Consider the following 17330-nt stretch of genomic DNA (forward strand, 5'->3'; position numbering starts at 1 on the left):
TTCGGCCCCGCATGCTGTCGACCCAGATGACGGAACAGCCGGACGGGGAAAGGGGAGCAGGGATGGAGGCGAGTGCGGAAGCCGAGTTCCGGGACTTCGTACGGTCCCGATGGCAGCCGCTGCTGCGCACGGCCTATCTGCTCACCGGCGACCACGGCCGGGCCGAGGAGCTGGTGCAGACCGCGCTGCTGCGGACCCACCGGCACTGGCGGCGCATCGAGCGCTCGGATGCGCCCGAGGTCTATGTGCGCAAGATCCTGGTGAACCTGCACAACACCTGGTGGCGGCGGAGCCGCCGGCCCGAGCAGCCGACGGACGTGCTGCCGGAGCCCGGCGGCCCCGACGACGACGCCTATGCCGTCTACGAGCTGCGGGACGAGCTGTGGCGCGCCGTGCTCCAACTGCCGCCCCGGATGCGGGCGGTGCTGGTGCTGCGCTACTTCGAGGACCTGCCGGAGGCCGAGGTCGCCGGGATCCTCGACTGCTCCACGGGCTCCGTCAAGTCGCAGACCTCGCGGGGGCTGGAGCGGCTGCGGGCCGCACTGGCCGACCCCGCCTCCCCCGGGATCGGGAGTCGCTCATGAACAGCATGGATGTCGAGGACGCCCTGCGCAGGGAGTTCGCCGCACGGGCCGGGCGACTGCCCGAGGGCGGCCAGGACCCGTACGGCGGACTGACCCGACGGATCGCCCGGCGGCGGCGTGCGGGTGCGGCGGCGGCCGGGGTGCTGGTGCTGGGCTCCGCCGGGGTGGGGGCGGTGACCGCGCTGCACGGCTCACGGTCCACGCCTCCGGCGCCGGCCGCCCCGGCCGTATCGGTGGCCACGGTGGTCGACGGCGGCTGCGGCAGGACGCCGCTGCGCCGCGGTGGGGCGCCGGCCTGGAGCGCCACCGCCCACGCCCCGGCGGATCTGACCTATGTGGTGTCGGCCGAGGGCAATGCGGTGGGGTTCCTCTTCGTCGACAGACTGCTGGGCGGCAAGCACGAGGGAGCCCCCCAGAACAAGATCCTCTGGGCGCTCCGCGGCACCGGCACCGGACCGCTGACCATCAGCTCCCATCCGCTGGGCTCCGCCACACCGCAGGCACACCAGACGGAGCCGGGTATCGGCGGCGGCAGCTACCCCTCGATCGTCGACGCCCCGGCGCCCGGCTGCTGGCGGCTGACCCTGGACTGGGGCGGCGGCGGCACCGCCACGGTCGACCTCCCCTACAGCCGGCCGGACGCGGCAGAATGATCACATGACAGTCGACGCCCTGGCCCTGCGGATCCATCAGGCCTCCCATCTGACCGGCCAGTTCGTGCTGCGCTCGGGCCGCACCGCCACCGAGTACTTCGACAAGTACCGTTTCGAGAGCGATCCGGTGCTGCTGGACGCGGTGGCCGAGCGGCTGGCCGCGCTGGTGCCGCCGGGCACCGACGTCCTGGCCGGCCTGGAGATGGGCGGTATCCCGGTGGTCACCGCGCTGGCCCGGCACACCGGCCTGCCCTGTGCGTTCGTCCGCAAGCAGGCCAAGGCGTACGGAACCGGCCGCCTCGCGGAGGGCGCGGAGATCTCCGGGCAGCGGGTGCTGGTGGTGGAGGACGTGGTCACCAGCGGCGGCCAGATCATGCTCTCCACCGCCGAGCTGCGCGCGCTGGGAGCCGATGTGGATACGGCGCTCTGTGTGATCGACCGGGGCCAGGGCGGCGCGGAGGCGCTGGCCGAAGAGGGGATCGCCCTGCGGTCGCTGCTGACCGCGGACGACCTCCGCGCCGCCGCGGGTCAGTAGTCGACCGGTTCACGGATGATCGGGCAGGTCATGCAGTGCCCGCCGCCGCGGCCCCGGCCGAGCTCCGCGCCGACGATGGTGATCACCTCGATCCCGGCCTTGCGCAGCAGGGTGTTGGTCTGGGTGTTGCGGTCGTAGGTGAAGACCACTCCCGGCTCCACCGCCACCGCGTTGTTGCCGCTGTCCCACTGCTGGCGCTCGGACGCATAGACGTCCCCGCCGGTCTCGATCACCCGCAGGCCGGACAGTCCCAGCGCCTTGGCCACCACGTCGACGAACGTCCGGGAGCCCTCGTCGGCCAGTTCCACCCCGGGGGCCCTGTCCGCGGGGTACAGGGAGAAGGGGTGGATGCCGTCCACGATGCCCGGGTACACGGTGACGACGTCCCGGTCGGCGAAGGTGAAGACGGTGTCGAGATGCATCGCCGACCTCAGTCTGGGCATCCCCGCGACGATCACGTGCCGGGCCGCGCCCTGGGCGAAGAGCGCGGCGGCGACCTGGGTGATCGCCTGCCGCGAGGTGCGCTCGCTCATGCCCATCAGCACCACGCCGTTGCCGACCGGCATGATGTCGCCGCCCTCGAAGGTGGCCTGGCCCCAGTCCTGCTCGGGGTCCCCCCACCAGACGGTGGAACCGGTGAAGTCCGGGTGGAACCGGTAGACGGCCTTCATCAGCAGGGTCTCGTCGTGCCGGGCGGGCCAGTACAGCGGGTTGAGGGTCACTCCGCCGTACAGCCAGCAGGTGGTGTCGCGGGTGTAGAGGGTGTTGGGCAGCGGGGGCATCAGATACTCGCGCGCCCCGGTCGACTCCCGGGCCAGGGCCACATGGTCCGGGCGGAAGTCGTCCGGCAGGTCGGTGGTGGCGAGGCCGCCGACCAGGAACTCGGCGAGTCGGCGGGGCTCCAGGGACTCCAGGAAGGCCCGGGTGCCGTCCACCAGCCCGAGGCCGACCTCATTGGCGGTGATCTTCCGGTCCAGCAGCCATGACCTGGCCTCCGGGAGCGCCATGGTCTGTGCCAGCAGATCGTGCAGCTCGACGACGTCGACGCCGCGTCCGCGCAGCTTGTTGACGAAGTCCGCGTGGTCGCGCTGGGCGTTCTCCACCCACATCACATCGTCGAAGAGCAGGTCGTCGGCGTTGGTGGGGGTGAGCCTGCGGTGCGCGAGCCCCGGTGCGCAGACCAGGACCTTGCGCAGTCTGCCCACCTCGGAGTGGACGCCGTAGGCCGACGAGGGGGCGACGTCATGGCTTGTCATGGGGGTATGGCTCCTTGCGCTCGGCGGTGGCTGCGGGCTGGTGCGTCCGGCCGCGGGTCAGAGGCTGATCCAGCCGCGCGCCAGGGCGACCACACCCAGCGCGGCGCCGACGACCGAGACGGCGAGGACGACCAGTTCGAGGGGGGAGAACAGGCGGCGGCCCTGCTCCCGGCGGGCCATCACAAAGAGGACCGTGGCGGGCGCGTAGACGATGAACGACACCAGCACGTACTTCAGACCCGCCGCATAGAGCAGGAACACCGTGTAGACGGTGGCGAGCCCGCCCACCACCACGTCGCGGGTGACGCCGGAGCCCTCCGGTCCGGCGGGGCGGCCCTCCCGGCCGGGCGCGATCTTCAGGGCGTAGGCCGCGGCGAGCAGGAAGGGGATCAGGGTGAGCGCGCTGGTCAGGTCGAGGGCGAAGTTGAAGGCGTCGTCCGAGAAGAGCGTGACGACCAGCACGATCTGCGACAGGGCGGTGGTCATCACCAGCGCGGCGACCGGCACGTCGGCCTCGTTGGAGCGGCTGAGGAACCGCGGCATGTCCTTGTCCCTGGCGGCGACGAACAGCACCTCGGCGGCCATCAGGGTCCAGGCCAGATAGGCGCCCAGCACCGAGACGATCAGGCCTGCACTGACGAACACCTTGCCCCAGGTGCCGACGGCCGACTCCAGCACCCCGGCCATGGAGGGCTGCCGCAGCTCGGCGATCTCGCTCATCGGCAGCAGCCCGTAGGAGACGATGGTGACCGAGGCGAAGACGGCGAAGACCGCCAGGAAGCCCAGCACGGTGGCACGTCCGACGTCCTCGCGCCGCTTGGCGTGCCGGGAGTAGACGCTGGCGCCCTCGACCCCCAGGAAGACAAACACCGTGGCCAGCATGGTCCCCCTGACCTGCTGGAACAGTGAGCCCGCATAGTCGGCCCCGGCGAAGTTCTCGGCGAAGACATGCGGCTTGAGGTAGAAGAGCGCCAGGATGACGAAGACCAGGATCGGGACCACCTTGGCGATCGTCACGATCCTGTTGATCGCCGCGGCCTCCTTGACACCCCGTCGGATCAGCAGGAAGAACGCCCAGAGGCCGATGGAGGACAGCGCCCCCGCGAGCGCTGTGTCCCCCTCGCCCAGTGCGGGTGCGACCGCGCCGATCGTCGACATGATCAGCACCCAGTAGGTCACATTGCCGACGCAGGCGCTCGCCCAGTAGCCGAACGCGGAGAAGAAGCCCAGGTACTCGCCGAAGCCCGCCTTGGCGTAGGCGTACACCCCCGCGTCGAGACCGGGCTTGCGGACCGCGAGGGTCTGGAAGACAAAGGCCAGCATCAGCATGCCGACTCCGGCGACGGCCCAGGCGATCAGCGCTCCGGCCACGCCCGTCTCCTGGGCGAAGCGGCGCGGCAGGGAGAACACCCCCGCGCCCACCATCGAGCCGACGACCATCGAGGTCATCGTCCAGAACGTCAGCTTGGCCGTGTGCGGCGTCTCGACGGCGGTCTTGGCCTCGATCATGTCGTCCCCACTCGATGCGGGCCGGGCCCGGCGCAGCACAGCCGCGAAGATATGGGGAAGACTATCCGCTCATGATGGGGAATGTCCGTATTGTCGGATCAAAAGGCCTGCCGCGTGGGCGGCGGTGCAGCGGCCCCGGTGGAGCCGCTGCCGGTCGCGTCAGCGGCAGTGGTGCTTGGACGACAGCAGAACGCCTGCGTATCAAGGGGTCCCCCTCAACGACTGGTTCGCACCACACCCATCGGCGGTGCTTGATCGCGCAGATGACAGCCATTCCTCAACTCCCCAACTCCGCTTTCCGCATATGCCCCTGACATCCCCTCAGCGGTGGGCCTGCACAGTCCCGCACACCGCCCCGGCGATTGACAGCCGCAACGGTCAGCGTGGGGTTCCGGCCGACGGGGGCTTCACCGCCGATGCTGGAGGGGCAGGCCGTGACCGAGCACTCACCGTGGGTGAGCTGCCGAGCGGAAGGGGACCCACGCCGTCATGCAGCAACGGGTGCGCGACACACTGGCGAACCGTCAGCGCAGCGCGCCGCCGGGGGCCGGCTACTGGTGCGAGTGCCTGGCCCACACACCGGACCACGCCCGAACCTTCTGGCTGGGCTCCGCACCGGCCGGATCGCCCGCGCCGGCCCTGCGGTGGCTGCTGGCCCGCGCCCGCGATGTCGCCGAGCAGCTCGATCCCGCGTATGCGCTGCCCGTCCGCCACTGGCTGGGCGACGAGGGCGAGCACCGGCGGATCCTCACCGCTCTCGCCCGGGGCGAGCTGTACAGCTTCACCGCGGCCGACGACACCGCCCGCTATGTGCTGTCGGCCCGTCCGGGCGCAGCCTGGTAGGGCCGCCAGGCGGTGTGCGCTACCGGGGTGCGGCGGCCAGCCGGACGGCCAGCCCGGCGAAGACGGTGCCGCTGAAGATGCTCATTCCCCGGGCCACCCGGCGGCTGCGGCGCAGTACGGCGGCGAGCCGGCCGGAGAGCAGCCCCACCATGCTGTCGACCAGCAGGCCGATGAGGACCAGGGACAGGCCCAGGACCAGGAACTGGAGCGGCACATGCCCCCGCGCGGGGCTCACGAACTGCGGCAGGAAGGCGATGTTGAACAGGATCACCTTGGGATTGAGCAGATTGGTCAGCGCACCCTGGGTGAAGGCCCGCCGTCTGCTCGGCCCTCCGGGCGACCCCGTCCCCCCCTCCGCCCCCAGCGGGGAACGGTCACGGAACGCCCTGACCGCGAGCAGCAGCAGATAGGCCGCGCCGATCCAGCGCAGCACTTGGTAGAGCGCCGGAAGTGCCGCGAAGAGCGCGGAGAGCCCCAGCATCGCGGCCAGGACATGGATCAGCGCGCCGCAGGCGACGCCCGGCGGCGAGGACCCCGGTGAGCGGACCACCGCGGCCGCCCATGGCCACGATGAACATCATGTCGGGGCCCGGCGACAGACAGAGCGTCATGGCGGCGAGCAGGAAGGCGGTGTACAGGCTGGTGTCGACCACCTCCCCATCCTGCTGCTCCGGCCCGGCGATGGCACCGGGTTTTCGGGACGGCGGCGGACCGGCGGCCGGGGCGTCCCGGGGAGCGGACAGCGGCCCTGCGGGGACGGTCCGGCGCTCTAGGGTCGGCGGTATGACTGTTGTGGAGATCCCGGGTTCCAAGTCCGTCACCGCCCGTGCCCTCTTCCTGGCGGCCGCCGCCGGGGGGACCACGGTGCTGAGGCAGCCGCTGGTGTCCGACGACTCGGAGGGCTTCGCCGAGGGCCTGTCCGCACTGGGCTACCAGGTGGACCGGCAGCCGGGGGTCTGGACGGTGCAGGGCCGACCGGAGGGGCCGGCGGCGGAGGAGGCCTCGGTCCAGTGCCGGGACGGGGCGACCACCGCACGTTTTCTGCCGACGCTGGCGGCGGCCGGGCACGGGGTGTTCCGTTTTGACGCCTCGGAGCAGATGCGGCGCCGCCCGCTCGGCCCGCTGACCGGGGCGCTGCGGGACCTCGGCGTCGACCTGGTGCACGAGCGGCAGGAGGGCCACCACCCGCTGACGGTCCGGGCGGACGGTATCAAGGGCGGCGCCGTCACCCTGGACGCCGGACTCTCCTCGCAGTTCCTCACCGCACTGCTGCTGGTCGGGCCGCTCACCGCCGAGGGCCTGCGGATCACCGTCACCGATCTGGTCTCCGCGCCCTATGTGGAGATCACTCTGGCGATGATGCGGGACTTCGGGGTGGAGGTCCGCCGCGAGGGCGACACCTTTGTGGTGCCGGCGCAGCCGTACCGGGCCGTCGACTACCGGGTGGAGCCGGACGCCTCCACCGCGAGCTACTTCCTGGCCGCCGCAGCGCTCACCGGCCGCAGTGTCACCGTCCCCGGGTTGGGCTCGGACTCGCACCAGGGCGATGTGGCCTTCGCGGACGTGCTGCGGCGGATGGGTGCCGAGGTGGAACTGGGCCGCGACTCGGTGACGGTGACCGGGCGGGGGCGGCTGCGCGGCCTCACGGTCGCCATGCGCGACATCTCCGACACCGTCCCCACCCTGGCCGCGATCGCGCCCTTCGCCGACGGCCCGGTGCGGATCGAGGACGTCTACAACACCCGGATCAAGGAGTGCGACCGCCTCGACGCCTGCGCGGAGAACCTGCGGGCGCTGGGGGTGCCGGTGGAGACCGGGCGCGACTGGATCGAGATCCGTCCGGCGCAGCCGCGCGCGGCGCACATCGGCTGCCGCGGGGACCACCGGATCGCGATGTCGTTCAGCATCACGGGTCTGCTCACCCCGGGCATCACCTTGGACGACCCGGGCTGTGTGCGGAAGACCTTCCCCGGCTTCCACCAGGCGCTGGCGGAGCTTCGGGCCGCCTGGGGGATGCAGTCCTGAGCGGCTGCGGACCTGAGCGGCTGCGGCCCGGTCGGTCCCGGGCGGTCCCCCGGGCGGTGCGGAGCCGGGGCCGGCGCCCGCCTCGCTTCGGGCGCCGCCCCCGGCGGCGGTGGGGCCCGGACGGGCCCGGGGTCAGCCGGTACCGAGCAGCGGCGTGAGCCGTGGGATCCGGCGCGCCCGCTCGACCAGCGGCGCCGCATGCCGGGCCGCGAGGGTGAGCGGGACGGCCACGGCCACGCCCACCAGGGCCCCGGCCAGCACGTCATGGGGGTAGTGGACACCGATCCAGACCCGGGAGGCCCCCATGGCGACGGCCGCGAACAGCGCGACCGCGCCCAGCCTGCGGTGGACCACCAGCAGCGCCGCCGCGGCGGCGAAGGCGATCACCGTGTGGTTGCTGGGGAAGGACCAGTCGCCCGGACCCGGGCAGGCCTCCAGGGTCACCGAGTGCGGGATCGACTGGCAGGGCCGGTCCTCGGCCACCACCGCCTTGAGCACCGAGTTGGCCGCGTACGCGGCCACCACGACCACCGGGACGGCCAGCGTCCGGGCGGCCGCCGCGGGCCCGCGGTGGCGGCCCGGCCACCACCAGGCGGCCAGCATCAGCAGGGCGAAGACGGCGAGGCCGTAGTCGGACCAGAGCAGGACGGTGTGGTCCAGCCAGTGCGGGGTGCGATGGGCGGCGTCCACCACGTCGGTGTAGAGGCCGCCGTCGATGCCGCTGCCGTCGAAGGCCTGCAGTCGGGCCGTCACCGGGCGTCGCCCTCGGCGACCCGGGCCCGGCGGGAGCGCAGCAGTTCCACGGCGAGCGGCAGCAGCGAGACCACGACCACCAGGGCGACCAGCGGCAGCAGGTAGTGGTCGATGTTGGGCACCGAGGAGCCCAGGCCGTAGCCGGCGACCACCAGGGCGACCGTCCAGACGACGCCGCCGAGGACCTGCCAGAGGGTGAAGGTGCGGGTGGGTACGTCCAGCGCACCGGCCAGCGGGTTGAGGACGGTGCGCACCACCGGGACGAAGCGGGCCAGCACGACCGCGCGGGCGTACCCGTAGCGGCCGAGGAGTTCCTCGGCCCGCTGGGCGCCCTCGTGCAGCCGGCGGTTGCGGGAACGCGCCAGCAGGGTGCGCCCGCCCCGGCGGCCGAGGAGGAAGCCGCACTGGGCACCGGCCAGTGCGCCGACCACCGAGGCGGCCAGCACCTGGGCCAGATCCAGGTGGGGGCCGCTGTGGCGGCCGGGCACGCACAGCAGACCGGCGGTGAAGAGCAGCGAGTCACCCGGCAGGAAGAACCCCACCAGCAGTCCCGTCTCGGCGAACAGCACCACGGCGATGCCGAGCGCCCCGAAGGCGGAGAGCAGCGATGAGGCGTCGAGGATGTTGACCGCCAGAAGGGCGGAGGGTGCGGACAAGGTTGGCGGACCTCCCATACTGGTCGTGGCGGGCACCGCGGGTGCCCGCCCGACCGTCTACACTCATGTAGACGTTCTACACGAGCGTAGACGATGCCGGGAGGAAACGCCGACATGCCGGAGCTGCCCACCCCCCGCCGCCCGTCCGGCGAGCTGGAAGCCGCGGTACTGGCCGCACTCTGGGCCGCAGGACGCCCGCTGACCCCTCAGGACGTCCAGCAGGCAGTGGCCGGCGACCTCGCCCGCACCACGGTCGCCACCATCCTCGGCAGGCTCCACGAGAAGGGCACCGTGCTGCGCGCCCGCATGGGCCGCGCCTACGCCTACACCCCCGCCGTACAGGACACCGCCGGCCTCGCCGCCCGCCGGATGCGCTCCGAGCTCGACCGGGAGCCCGACCGCTCCACGGTGCTGGCCCGCTTTGTCTCCGACCTCTCCGCGGACGACGAGCGCCTGCTGCGCCACCTGCTCACCGACTCGTCCGGGGAGGAGAGCGCATGATCCTCGCTGTCTGGGCCCCCCTGCTGCTGCCGCTGCTCGCCGTGCCCGCCGCCCGGCTGCTCGCCGGATGGCTGCCGCCCCGGACGGCGGCCTGCATGCTCGCAGGCACCGCCGTACTCCTCGCCGGCGCCGCCACCGCCTCGCTCGGCCTGATCGCCACCGCCGGACTGCTGCGGCTGCCCCCCGTCGCCGCCCTCGGCCACCTCTCCCTGCCGTGGCTGGACCGCATCTCCCCCGACGCCGGACCGCTCGCCGCCGTGGCCGCGGTCGCACTCGGCGTCATCGCCGCGCTGCTGCTGCGGTCCGCGACCCGCCACCGCCGGGAGCTCGGCTCCGCCCGCGACCTGGTCCGCAGCGCCACCGGCAGCCCGGACGGACTGGCCGTCCTGCCGGACGACCGGGCCGATGCCTATGCCCTGCCCGGCCGCCCCGGCCGGATCGTGGTCACCGCGGGGATGCTGCGGGCGCTCGGCCCCGAGGAGCGCTGCGCCCTGCTCGCCCATGAGCGTGCCCATCTGGGCGCACGCCACCATCTCTTCCTGGCCGCCGCCGAGTACGCCGCCGCGGTGCACCCGGCCCTGCGGCTGCTGCGCGCCCCGCTCTCCTACCACCTGGAGCGCTGGGCCGACGAGAACGCCGCCACCGCCGTGGGCAGCCGCACCGTCACCGCTCGCGCCGTCGCCCGCGCCGCCCTGGCCGCCGCCGCACCCGCCCGGACAGCCGGCCTGCGTCCCGGCCTGGCCCCGGCCGCCCACACCGGACCGGTCCCCCGCCGGGTCGCGGCGCTGCTCTCACCCGGGCCCGCCCAGCCGTCCGGCCGCCGCACCGTGGTGGCGCTGCTGCTCACCGCCTGTCTGTGCGCCTCCACCGGCACGGTCCTGGACGCCACCCACGACCTGCACCAGACCGTGGAGTCCGCCCAGTCCGCGAGGTCGTCCGCTCCGGCCCACCCCCGCTGACCCGGCCCCGCTGATCCGGCCCCCGGCCGCCCTCCGGGGCGGCCGGTCGGCCCTGCCCGCCCTGTCCGCCCTGCCCGCCCTGTCCGCCCTGTCCGCCCTGTCCGCCCTGTCGAACACCGTCCGTAGCGCGTTCGACGCGGCGCGTCCAGCGTTCCGGCGAAATTTCGCAAGGCCGGTGGCAGCCGCCCGGCGAGCGCCTAACCTGGCAGCGCCGCGGCCGATGCGGCGGACCGCGACCGGGGGTGGGGCCACCGGTCGGTGCGGCCCGCCCAGCGCCCGGCGTGCAGGTCTCGGCAGCAGTCGGCGGGAGGGGCGGCATGCGGCAGACGGCACACCCTGCGCTCAGGGCCACGGATCCGGCGGCGTCCGGCCAGGACGCCCGGAGTCTCGCCCGGGCCCGTGAGCAGGCCCTGGCGGGCCAGCCCCTGGATGCGGCACCCCGCGCGGTGATCGGCGAGTCCTGGAGCCGGATGCTGCGGCTCGGGCTGGACCCCGACCGCGGTCAGGACCCCGATCTGCTGGACGCCGCCGAGGTCGAGCACCGCCGCCGGGAGACCGGTCTGGCCGATGTCCTGGTCTCCCTGCGGGAGACGCTCACCCAGATCGTCCGGGACGACCGCCATGTGCTGGTGGTCACCGACGCCGAGGGCCGGGTGCTGTGGCGGGAGGGCAGCGCGGCGATGCGCCGCCAGGCCGACCGGCTGGGCTTCGATGTCGGCGCCTGCTGGGCCGAGGACGCGGTCGGGACCAACGCCATCGGCACCGCCCTGGCCGCCCGGCGGCCGGTCCAGGTCCACTCCGCCGAGCACTTCGTCCGCACCCACCACGCCTGGACCTGCGCCAGCGCCCCCCTGCACGACCCGCGCAGCGGCCGGCTGATCGGCATCGTGGACCTCAGCGGCCCCGCCGCCTCCTTCCATCCGCACACCATCGCGCTGGTCTCCGCCGCCGCCCGGCTCGCCGAGGCCGAACTGCGGGCCGCCCATCTGGAGGCGCTGGACCGGCTGCGCACGGTGGCCTCCCCCGTCCTGGCCCGGATGCCCGGCCCGGCCGTGGTGGTCGACCGCAACGGCTGGACGGCCGCCGCCAGCGGACTCGCCCCCTCGGCCCGGCTGCTGCTGCCCCGCAGCCCCGCCGGCCCCCGGGTGTGGCTGCCGGCGCTGGGCGAGTGCGCCGTGGAGCCACTGCCCGGAGGGTGGCTGGTCCGGCCCTGCACCGAGGGGGCGGACGGCGCCGACCGGGGTGGGTACACCGCGGTGGTGGTGGATCTGGCCAGGCCCGGGCATGCCGAACTGGCGGTGGACGGCCGGTCCGGCCGCTGGTCCCATGCGCTCAGCCCGCGTCATGCGGAACTGCTGCTGCTGCTCGCGGTCCACCGGCAGGGCCGCACCGCCGGCCAGCTGGCCGCCGACCTCTTCGGCGACGCGGAACGCAAGGTGACGGTCAGGGCCGAGCTGTCCCGGCTCCGGCGGCATCTGGGCGGCCTGCTGGAGCACCGCCCGTACCGCTTCGCCGAGACGATCCGGGTGGAGGTCCGGCTGCCCGAGGATCTCTCGCTGCTGCTGCCCTACTCGGACGCCCCCGCGGTGCGGCGGCTGCGCCGGGAACTGGTGGACGGCCCGGCCGAGCAGTCCGCGGCAGCGGCCGTGCTCAGCCTGCGGCCAGCCGCGCCAGCTCCTCGTCCGTCGGCAGAGGGCTGAGCTCCCCGCCGGGCGGGACGACGGCGTGGGTGCCCTCCAGCCACTGCGCCACCTCGGCGGCGACGGCCTCCAGGACGGCGGAGCCGTGCGGGGAGTCCAGGGCGATCCGCAGCACGCCGCCGTGCTGCGGGCAGTGGGAGGGCCAGAGCCTGATGTCGCCCTCGCCGGACGGGCCGCGCAGTCCGTCGGCCAGCAGCTCCCGGGCGAACACCCACTCGGCCTCGTCGTACTCGCCGGTGTGGAAGGCCAGGCGCACGGCGAACGGCTCGTCGGCGTCGTAGCTGAACCGGGTCGGCACTGCGGCGATCCGGTCGTCGTCGAAGAGCATGTACAGCGTCAGCACACATGCGACGGGCCCGGTCTGCGGCTCCGGCTCATGGGTGGTCCGGGGGCGCGGCGCGGCGGCATGGTCCGCGTCGGCCGCGACATCAGCGGGGAGTGCGGTGCCGTGAGGTGCTGCGGTGCCTTGCGGCAGCGGGTCGCGCGGCATGCGAGGGTCTCTCCGTGCGGGAACATCGGATGCTGCCCACTGTGGTACCGGATCCGGCCCACGGCAACGGTTGCAGGGGGTTGCTTGTGTCACCCGGCCGGGTCGCACAGACGGTGACGCTGCGTCAGACTCCTTCCTCCGCAGGGAGATCCGATGTGATGTACCCGTTGTGCAAGCAGGAGGTCACACAGATGGTCGCCGCTGGTACTCTCATCCCTCTGCCGACGAAGGCATGTGCGCGGCCCGGCCCGTAGGGGGGAGGGGGCACCGCGGGCCCGTCGGCCGGCACGGAGGGAGATCGGTGGTTCCCCACGAGGACACCGCCCAGGTGCGGAGCCGCACCGGATCGGGGCGGCACCGCGGGCGACCGGGACCGGAGCACACGGGGGGCTCACGGCCGGGTACGCCCGGGGCGCACGGACGCCACGGACTGCGCCGCAGGCGCGGCACGGCCCTGCGGCTGCCCGCCATCCGGGTCTCCGGAGCCGCGGTGGCCATGTCGACCGTGGTCGGCATCAGTGTGGCCACCACCTGGATCATCAGTGTGCAGGGCAGCCTCCCGCCGTCCGTCCGGATCTCCGATGTGAACAGCGCGCCCTCCACGCCGGGCGACAGCGATCCCGACGGGGGCTCCCCGGACGCCGACCCCTCGACCACCGCCGGCACCGGGACGCCGCAGGCGCTCGCCGGGCGCGGCAGCCCCCAGCAGTCGGCCGCGTCGCGGGACCGCGCCCCGGCCGGGTCGCTGGGCTCCGCCCGGCCCACCGCGGCGGCCACTCCGCCCGGCGGCTCGGTGTTCGACGCGACCCGGCCCACGCCCGGAGCGCCCGGCACCACCGCGGCAGCCGGCGCCCCGGGGGCAGCCGTGCCCTCGCCCGGCGCCGATGTACGGCCCGGCGACGGCCCGGCGGCCGGGAAGAGCCGCGGCCCCCGCCCCGGTGCGCCCACGGGCACGCCTTCGGGCTCCCCGACGGGGGCGGCGACGGGCGGCTCCGAGGAGCCCGCGGCGATCGAGCTCACGCCGTCCGGTGACGAAGGGCTGCACGGTTGGGCCTCGGCCGACACGGCCAACCCCTATGCCTCACGGGACTCGCTGGACCTGGCCGTGGACGAGACGCTGACCGCCGTGGAGGTGGAGGTCAGGGTGGAGCGCTCGGGCGGGGCGGCGAACTGCGGGGCGTGGACGGACATGCCGGGCGCCGAGGTGACCGTGGAGCTGGACCACGACACACTGGTCTACCGCTTCACGCTGCGCCACGGGCGGACGGTGCACCCCGGGCACTACTCCTTCGCGGTGCAGTACTCCCACCGGGACGGCATCCATGACGCAGCCGGCGACACCTGGCTCGCCTCGGCCTTCGGCGTGGACCACCCGCGCGCGGTCGCGGTCCGGGGCCGCTTCGCCTGACCCGGACGGCGGCACGGCGGCGACCTGGGTATACGCTGAGCGCGTTCCGTATACTGAACGCGCTCCAGTAGTATGAATCAACGGCGTCTGCCGGGCTGTCGAAAGGGGTCAACGGCCATGGCTCTGCCCACCCCCGCGGATGCGGGCGGTTCCCAGGTGAAGTCCGCAGTGCGGACCGTGGAGCTCCTCGAGTACTTCGCCGGCCGCCCGGGCATGCACAGCCTCGCCGAGGTGCAGACCTCGCTCGGCTATCCCAAGAGCAGCCTCTACATGCTGCTGCGCACCCTGGTCGAGCTCGGCTGGGTGGAGACCGACGCCACCGGCACCCGCTACGGCGTCGGTGTACGGGCCCTGCTGGTCGGCACCGCCTACATCGACGGCGACGAAGTGGTCGCCGCAGCCCGGTCCACCCTGGACCGGCTGGCCGAGGAGACCACCGAGACCATCCACCTCGCCCGTCTCGACGGCGCCGACGTGGTCTATCTGGCCACCCGCCAGTCGCAGCACTATCTGCGCCCCTTCACCCGGGTCGGCCGCAGACTGCCCGCCCACTCGACCTCGCTGGGCAAGGCCCTGCTTGCCACCCACAGCGACGACGAGGTCCGCCGGATCCTGCCGGAGCGCCTGGACCCGCTCACCGAGCACACCTTCACCGAGCGCGAGAAGCTGATCGAGGACCTGGCGCAGATCCGGGAACGCGGCTATGCGGTGGACCACGAGGAGAACACCCTCGGGCTGCGCTGCTTCGGCATCGCCATCCCCTACCGCACCCCGGCGCGGGACGCGGTGAGCTGCTCCGTCCCGGTCGCCCGGCTCACCCCGGGCCGCGAGCAGCAGATCCGCGACGCCCTCTTCGAGGCCCGGGACCGGCTCACCCTGGCCACCCGGCACCTCTGACCCCCCGCACCGCGGCACGCCGGTGGTGCGCCTCCTCCAGGAAGGGGGAGGCGCACCACCGGCGCCGCCGGGTCATCCGGTCCGCAGTCGACGGCCCCCGACGGGGGAGCGCCGGATATCGCGGGGCAGTGCGGCGGTTTCGCGCAACGACCACTGACGCTCCGTCGGTCGACCGGCTCCCGGGCGGCGGGATGTGCCAACCAGCGCCACCCCGTACGCCGAGCGCCGTCCAGGGCCGCGGCGCCCGCCGGTCATGCCTGCCGGGCGAGCTCCGCCAGAGCGCTGCGGACCAGGGCGAGATCGCCGTCACCGGCCAGACCCGCGTGATAGAGGCGCAGCTCGTCGGCGCCGTGGGCGGCGGCATGCCGGGCGTCGTCGGCGAGGGTGGCGGGGCTGCCGCCCATCCCGGAGACCACGGTGAGATTGGCGGCGAGCACGGTCCCGGGGCGGCGGTGCCCGGCGGCCGCGTCCAGGATCGCCGCACGCCTGCCGGCGTCGCCGGTGCAGGGCAGCACCAGGCCGTCCACCAGGTCCAGGACGCGGTCGGCGTCCATGCCGGCGTTGGCACCGGTGCGGTGCGCCACCGGATCTGCGTGCAGCAGCACCCGGAAGCCGGGCGGGGCGGCCTGCCGCACCGCTGCGACGACCTCCTCCTGGAACCGGACCAGCGCCTGCCGTCGGTGGACCATCGTCGCTGCGGCGAGGTCGGCGCCGAGCAGCTTCTCCACACCCGCCCATTCGGCCGCGCCCGTGCCGTCGCCCTCCGGCGTGCGGTACGTCCCGGCCCAGACCGGTTCCAGAGCGGTGCGGACGGCGGCGCGCAGCCGCTCGGGCTCGACCCCGGCGTCCCGGTAGCCGCGGGCGCAGGCGTCGCAGAAGCAGAGCGAGAGCAGGTACTGCGCGGCGGGGTCCAGCGGCACCCCGGCGATCTTGTCGTGGGCGTGCAGATGGGCCAGGCCGTACCAGCCGCAGGACTCCAGCTCGGTGCCGGCCGCGCCGGGCCGTACGGCGGCCTCGGCGGCCAACTGGGCGCAGTAGCGGCGGACCCGCTCGTCGGCGATGCAGGGCGCCCACGGGTAGCAGTCGCCGTGCGCGTTGACCACGGTGCGGTCGGGATGGGCGGTGCCCAGCAGGGAGTTGTGCGCCAGCACCACCCAGGAGTGCACCTCGAGGCCGGCGGCGGCGAGCACCTCGGCGGCCTCACCCCAGGGGTCGGCGCCCGGGCACCAGCTCTGCTGCACGGGGGCGAGGTCGTGGCCGGCCCAGCGGGCGGGGTCGAGCGGGTAGTAGACCGCGGAGTGGGACGCGGTGACGATCCGGTGCCCGGGGTGGCGCGGAGTGAGAGCGCGGGTGGAGTGATAGGCGGCGGCCAGGGTGGCCTGCTGTACGCCCAGTGCGGCGAGCCGGCCGGGGGCGGCGGGGTCGCCGATCACGTCCCAGGGGTAGAGAAAGGCGGAGCTGCGCACGATGGTCACATTCCTGATCGAGGTCTACATACCTGAACAGATCAGACCGTATGCCGCCGGGCCCTGCCGGTCAAGAAGGGCGGGGTTGACCGCCTCGGCGGGGCCGCTCTAGCTTGTCCATGCTTGTGAATATGATTCATGTCCCTGTCCTCGGCGAGGAGACGCCCCCCATGCCCACCCCCCGCACCGTGCTGCTCACCGGAGCCGCCGGCATCGTCGGCACCTTCCTGCGTCAGAGCCTCCCCGAGTACGGCTACACCCTCCGCCTGCTGGACGCCGCACCGATCGAGGACGCCCCCGAGGCCATCACCGCCGACATCCGCGACACCGAGGCCCTGGAGCGCGCCCTCGACGGCGTCGACGCGGTGATCCACCTGGCCGGTATCTCGGTGGAGGCCCCCTTCGAGCAGATCCTCGGCGCCAATATCGAGGGCAGCTACCGACTCTATGACGCGGCCCGCCGCGCGGGCGTCCGCCGTATCGTCTACGCCAGCAGCAACCACGCCGTCGGCTACACCGGCCGGCCCGCCGACGGCAGCGCGGTGACCACCGACGTCCCGTTGCGCCCGGACACCTACTACGGCCTGTCCAAGTGCTTCGGCGAGAGCCTCGCCTCGCTCTACGCCGACCGCCACGGCATGGAGACCGTCTCCATCCGCATCGGCTCCTGCTTCGCCCGGCCGCTCACCGTGCGGATGCTCTCCACCTGGCTCAGCCCCGCCGACTGCGCCCGGCTGATGCACGCCTGCCTCACCGCCCCCGACGTCCACCACACCGTCGTCCACGGCACCTCGGCCAACACCCGCGGCTGGATGGACCTCAGCGGGGCCCGCAAGCTCGGCTACGAACCGCAGGACGACTCCGAGCCGTACGCGGCCGACCTGCTGGCGCAGCACGGCGAGCTCTCCCCCGAGGACCCCGAGTACCGGCTGCTCGGCGGCGCCTTCACCACCAGCACCGCCTGGCAGTCCTGACCACGACGCCGACCTGAGAACATACGACCTGCCTCCTTCGTTACTGTGTCCGCGGGGATGCGCGACGGCCCGAGATCGCCGCCGCCCCGCCGCCGCACGCGGCGAGCCGGACCGACGAGGA

17 protein-coding genes and 1 pseudogene are annotated in these 17330 nt (G+C 73.8%); 11 read left to right on the forward strand and 7 right to left on the reverse strand.

The features are described from left to right. Nucleotides 1-62 precede the first annotated feature (62 nt). The 3 genes from AB0761_RS11410 to pyrE are packed head-to-tail and all read left to right on the forward strand — an operon-like array spanning nucleotide 63 to nucleotide 1772. Nucleotides 63-584: a SigE family RNA polymerase sigma factor gene (locus AB0761_RS11410; RefSeq protein WP_377268872.1), complete on the forward strand. Its 522-nt coding sequence runs from the start codon at nucleotides 63-65 to the stop codon at nucleotides 582-584. Further along, the gene (locus AB0761_RS11415) at nucleotides 581-1237 is read left to right on the forward strand and encodes a hypothetical protein (protein ID WP_377268873.1); all 657 of its coding nucleotides are present in this window, start codon (nucleotides 581-583) and stop codon (nucleotides 1235-1237) included. The genes AB0761_RS11410 and AB0761_RS11415 overlap by 4 nt, the downstream gene beginning before the upstream one ends. 4 nt (nucleotides 1238-1241) lie before the next feature. Continuing rightward, nucleotides 1242-1772, forward strand: coding sequence for an orotate phosphoribosyltransferase (pyrE, locus tag AB0761_RS11420; protein ID WP_377268874.1), 531 nt, complete (start codon nucleotides 1242-1244; stop codon nucleotides 1770-1772). Here the strand turns inward: pyrE and AB0761_RS11425 are convergent. Beyond that, nucleotides 1766-3028: an arginine deiminase gene (locus AB0761_RS11425; protein ID WP_377268875.1), complete on the reverse strand. Its 1263-nt coding sequence runs from the start codon at nucleotides 3026-3028 to the stop codon at nucleotides 1766-1768. The two genes, pyrE and AB0761_RS11425, sit on opposite strands and share 7 nt — an antisense overlap. A gap of 57 nt (nucleotides 3029-3085) precedes the next feature. Further along, on the reverse strand, nucleotides 3086-4537 hold the full coding sequence (locus AB0761_RS11430; RefSeq protein WP_377268876.1) for a basic amino acid/polyamine antiporter: 1452 nt from the start codon (nucleotides 4535-4537) through the stop codon (nucleotides 3086-3088). Between the two features lie 501 nt (nucleotides 4538-5038). Here AB0761_RS11430 and AB0761_RS11435 point away from each other — a divergent pair. Next, nucleotides 5039-5380, forward strand: coding sequence for a hypothetical protein (locus AB0761_RS11435; protein ID WP_377268877.1), 342 nt, complete (start codon nucleotides 5039-5041; stop codon nucleotides 5378-5380). A 19-nt stretch (nucleotides 5381-5399) separates the two neighbouring features. Here AB0761_RS11435 and AB0761_RS11440 read toward each other — a convergent pair. Beyond that, nucleotides 5400-6033 (reverse strand): annotated as a pseudogene (locus tag AB0761_RS11440) (LysE family translocator). A gap of 130 nt (nucleotides 6034-6163) precedes the next feature. Here AB0761_RS11440 and aroA point away from each other — a divergent pair. Continuing rightward, nucleotides 6164-7405: a 3-phosphoshikimate 1-carboxyvinyltransferase gene (gene aroA, locus AB0761_RS11445; protein ID WP_377268878.1), complete on the forward strand. Its 1242-nt coding sequence runs from the start codon at nucleotides 6164-6166 to the stop codon at nucleotides 7403-7405. A 132-nt stretch (nucleotides 7406-7537) separates the two neighbouring features. Here aroA and AB0761_RS11450 read toward each other — a convergent pair whose 3' ends face one another. Together AB0761_RS11450 and AB0761_RS11455 are read right to left on the reverse strand one after the other, a co-directional pair. Further along, nucleotides 7538-8158, reverse strand: coding sequence for a phosphatase PAP2 family protein (locus AB0761_RS11450; protein WP_377268879.1), 621 nt, complete (start codon nucleotides 8156-8158; stop codon nucleotides 7538-7540). After that, complete coding sequence (locus tag AB0761_RS11455) at nucleotides 8155-8832, reverse strand: DedA family protein (RefSeq protein ID WP_377268880.1); 678 nt, start codon at nucleotides 8830-8832, stop codon at nucleotides 8155-8157. Before AB0761_RS11455 ends, AB0761_RS11450 begins: the two co-directional genes overlap by 4 nt. Before the next feature lie 96 nt (nucleotides 8833-8928). Between AB0761_RS11455 and AB0761_RS11460 the strand changes: the two genes are divergently transcribed. From AB0761_RS11460 to AB0761_RS11470, 3 genes are all read left to right on the forward strand, one after another. Further along, nucleotides 8929-9315 (forward strand): BlaI/MecI/CopY family transcriptional regulator, encoded by a 387-nt coding sequence (locus AB0761_RS11460; RefSeq protein ID WP_377268881.1) that lies wholly within the window; start codon nucleotides 8929-8931, stop codon nucleotides 9313-9315. After that, nucleotides 9312-10274 carry a M56 family metallopeptidase gene (locus AB0761_RS11465; RefSeq protein WP_377268882.1) on the forward strand — a complete coding sequence of 321 codons (963 nt, stop codon included), beginning with the start codon at nucleotides 9312-9314 and terminating at the stop codon, nucleotides 10272-10274. The genes AB0761_RS11460 and AB0761_RS11465 overlap by 4 nt, the downstream gene beginning before the upstream one ends. A 317-nt stretch (nucleotides 10275-10591) precedes the next feature. Beyond that, a complete protein-coding gene (locus tag AB0761_RS11470; RefSeq protein ID WP_377268883.1) occupies nucleotides 10592-11974 on the forward strand; it encodes a GAF domain-containing protein in 1383 nt (460 codons plus the stop codon). On the opposite strand, the gene AB0761_RS11475 is transcribed toward AB0761_RS11470, so the two are convergent. Continuing rightward, a complete protein-coding gene (locus tag AB0761_RS11475; protein WP_377268884.1) occupies nucleotides 11925-12464 on the reverse strand; it encodes an SsgA family sporulation/cell division regulator in 540 nt (179 codons plus the stop codon). The two genes, AB0761_RS11470 and AB0761_RS11475, sit on opposite strands and share 50 nt — an antisense overlap. A 490-nt stretch (nucleotides 12465-12954) precedes the next feature. Between AB0761_RS11475 and AB0761_RS11480 the strand changes: the two genes are divergently transcribed. After that, nucleotides 12955-13872, forward strand: coding sequence for a hypothetical protein (locus tag AB0761_RS11480; protein ID WP_377268885.1), 918 nt, complete (start codon nucleotides 12955-12957; stop codon nucleotides 13870-13872). 117 nt (nucleotides 13873-13989) lie between these two features. After that, nucleotides 13990-14769 carry an IclR family transcriptional regulator gene (locus AB0761_RS11485; protein WP_377268886.1) on the forward strand — a complete coding sequence of 260 codons (780 nt, stop codon included), beginning with the start codon at nucleotides 13990-13992 and terminating at the stop codon, nucleotides 14767-14769. A 251-nt stretch (nucleotides 14770-15020) separates the two neighbouring features. On the opposite strand, the gene AB0761_RS11490 is transcribed toward AB0761_RS11485, so the two are convergent. After that, nucleotides 15021-16235 carry a hypothetical protein gene (locus AB0761_RS11490; RefSeq protein ID WP_377274015.1) on the reverse strand — a complete coding sequence of 405 codons (1215 nt, stop codon included), beginning with the start codon at nucleotides 16233-16235 and terminating at the stop codon, nucleotides 15021-15023. Nucleotides 16236-16405: 170 nt separating this feature from the next. On the opposite strand from AB0761_RS11490, the gene AB0761_RS11495 reads away from it, so the two are divergent. After that, nucleotides 16406-17209, forward strand: coding sequence for an NAD-dependent epimerase/dehydratase family protein (locus AB0761_RS11495; RefSeq protein ID WP_377268887.1), 804 nt, complete (start codon nucleotides 16406-16408; stop codon nucleotides 17207-17209). Nucleotides 17210-17330 lie beyond the last annotated feature (121 nt).

Source organism: Peterkaempfera podocarpi, assembly GCF_042466665.1.
Taxonomy (GTDB): Bacteria; Actinomycetota; Actinomycetes; order Streptomycetales; family Streptomycetaceae; genus Peterkaempfera; species Peterkaempfera podocarpi.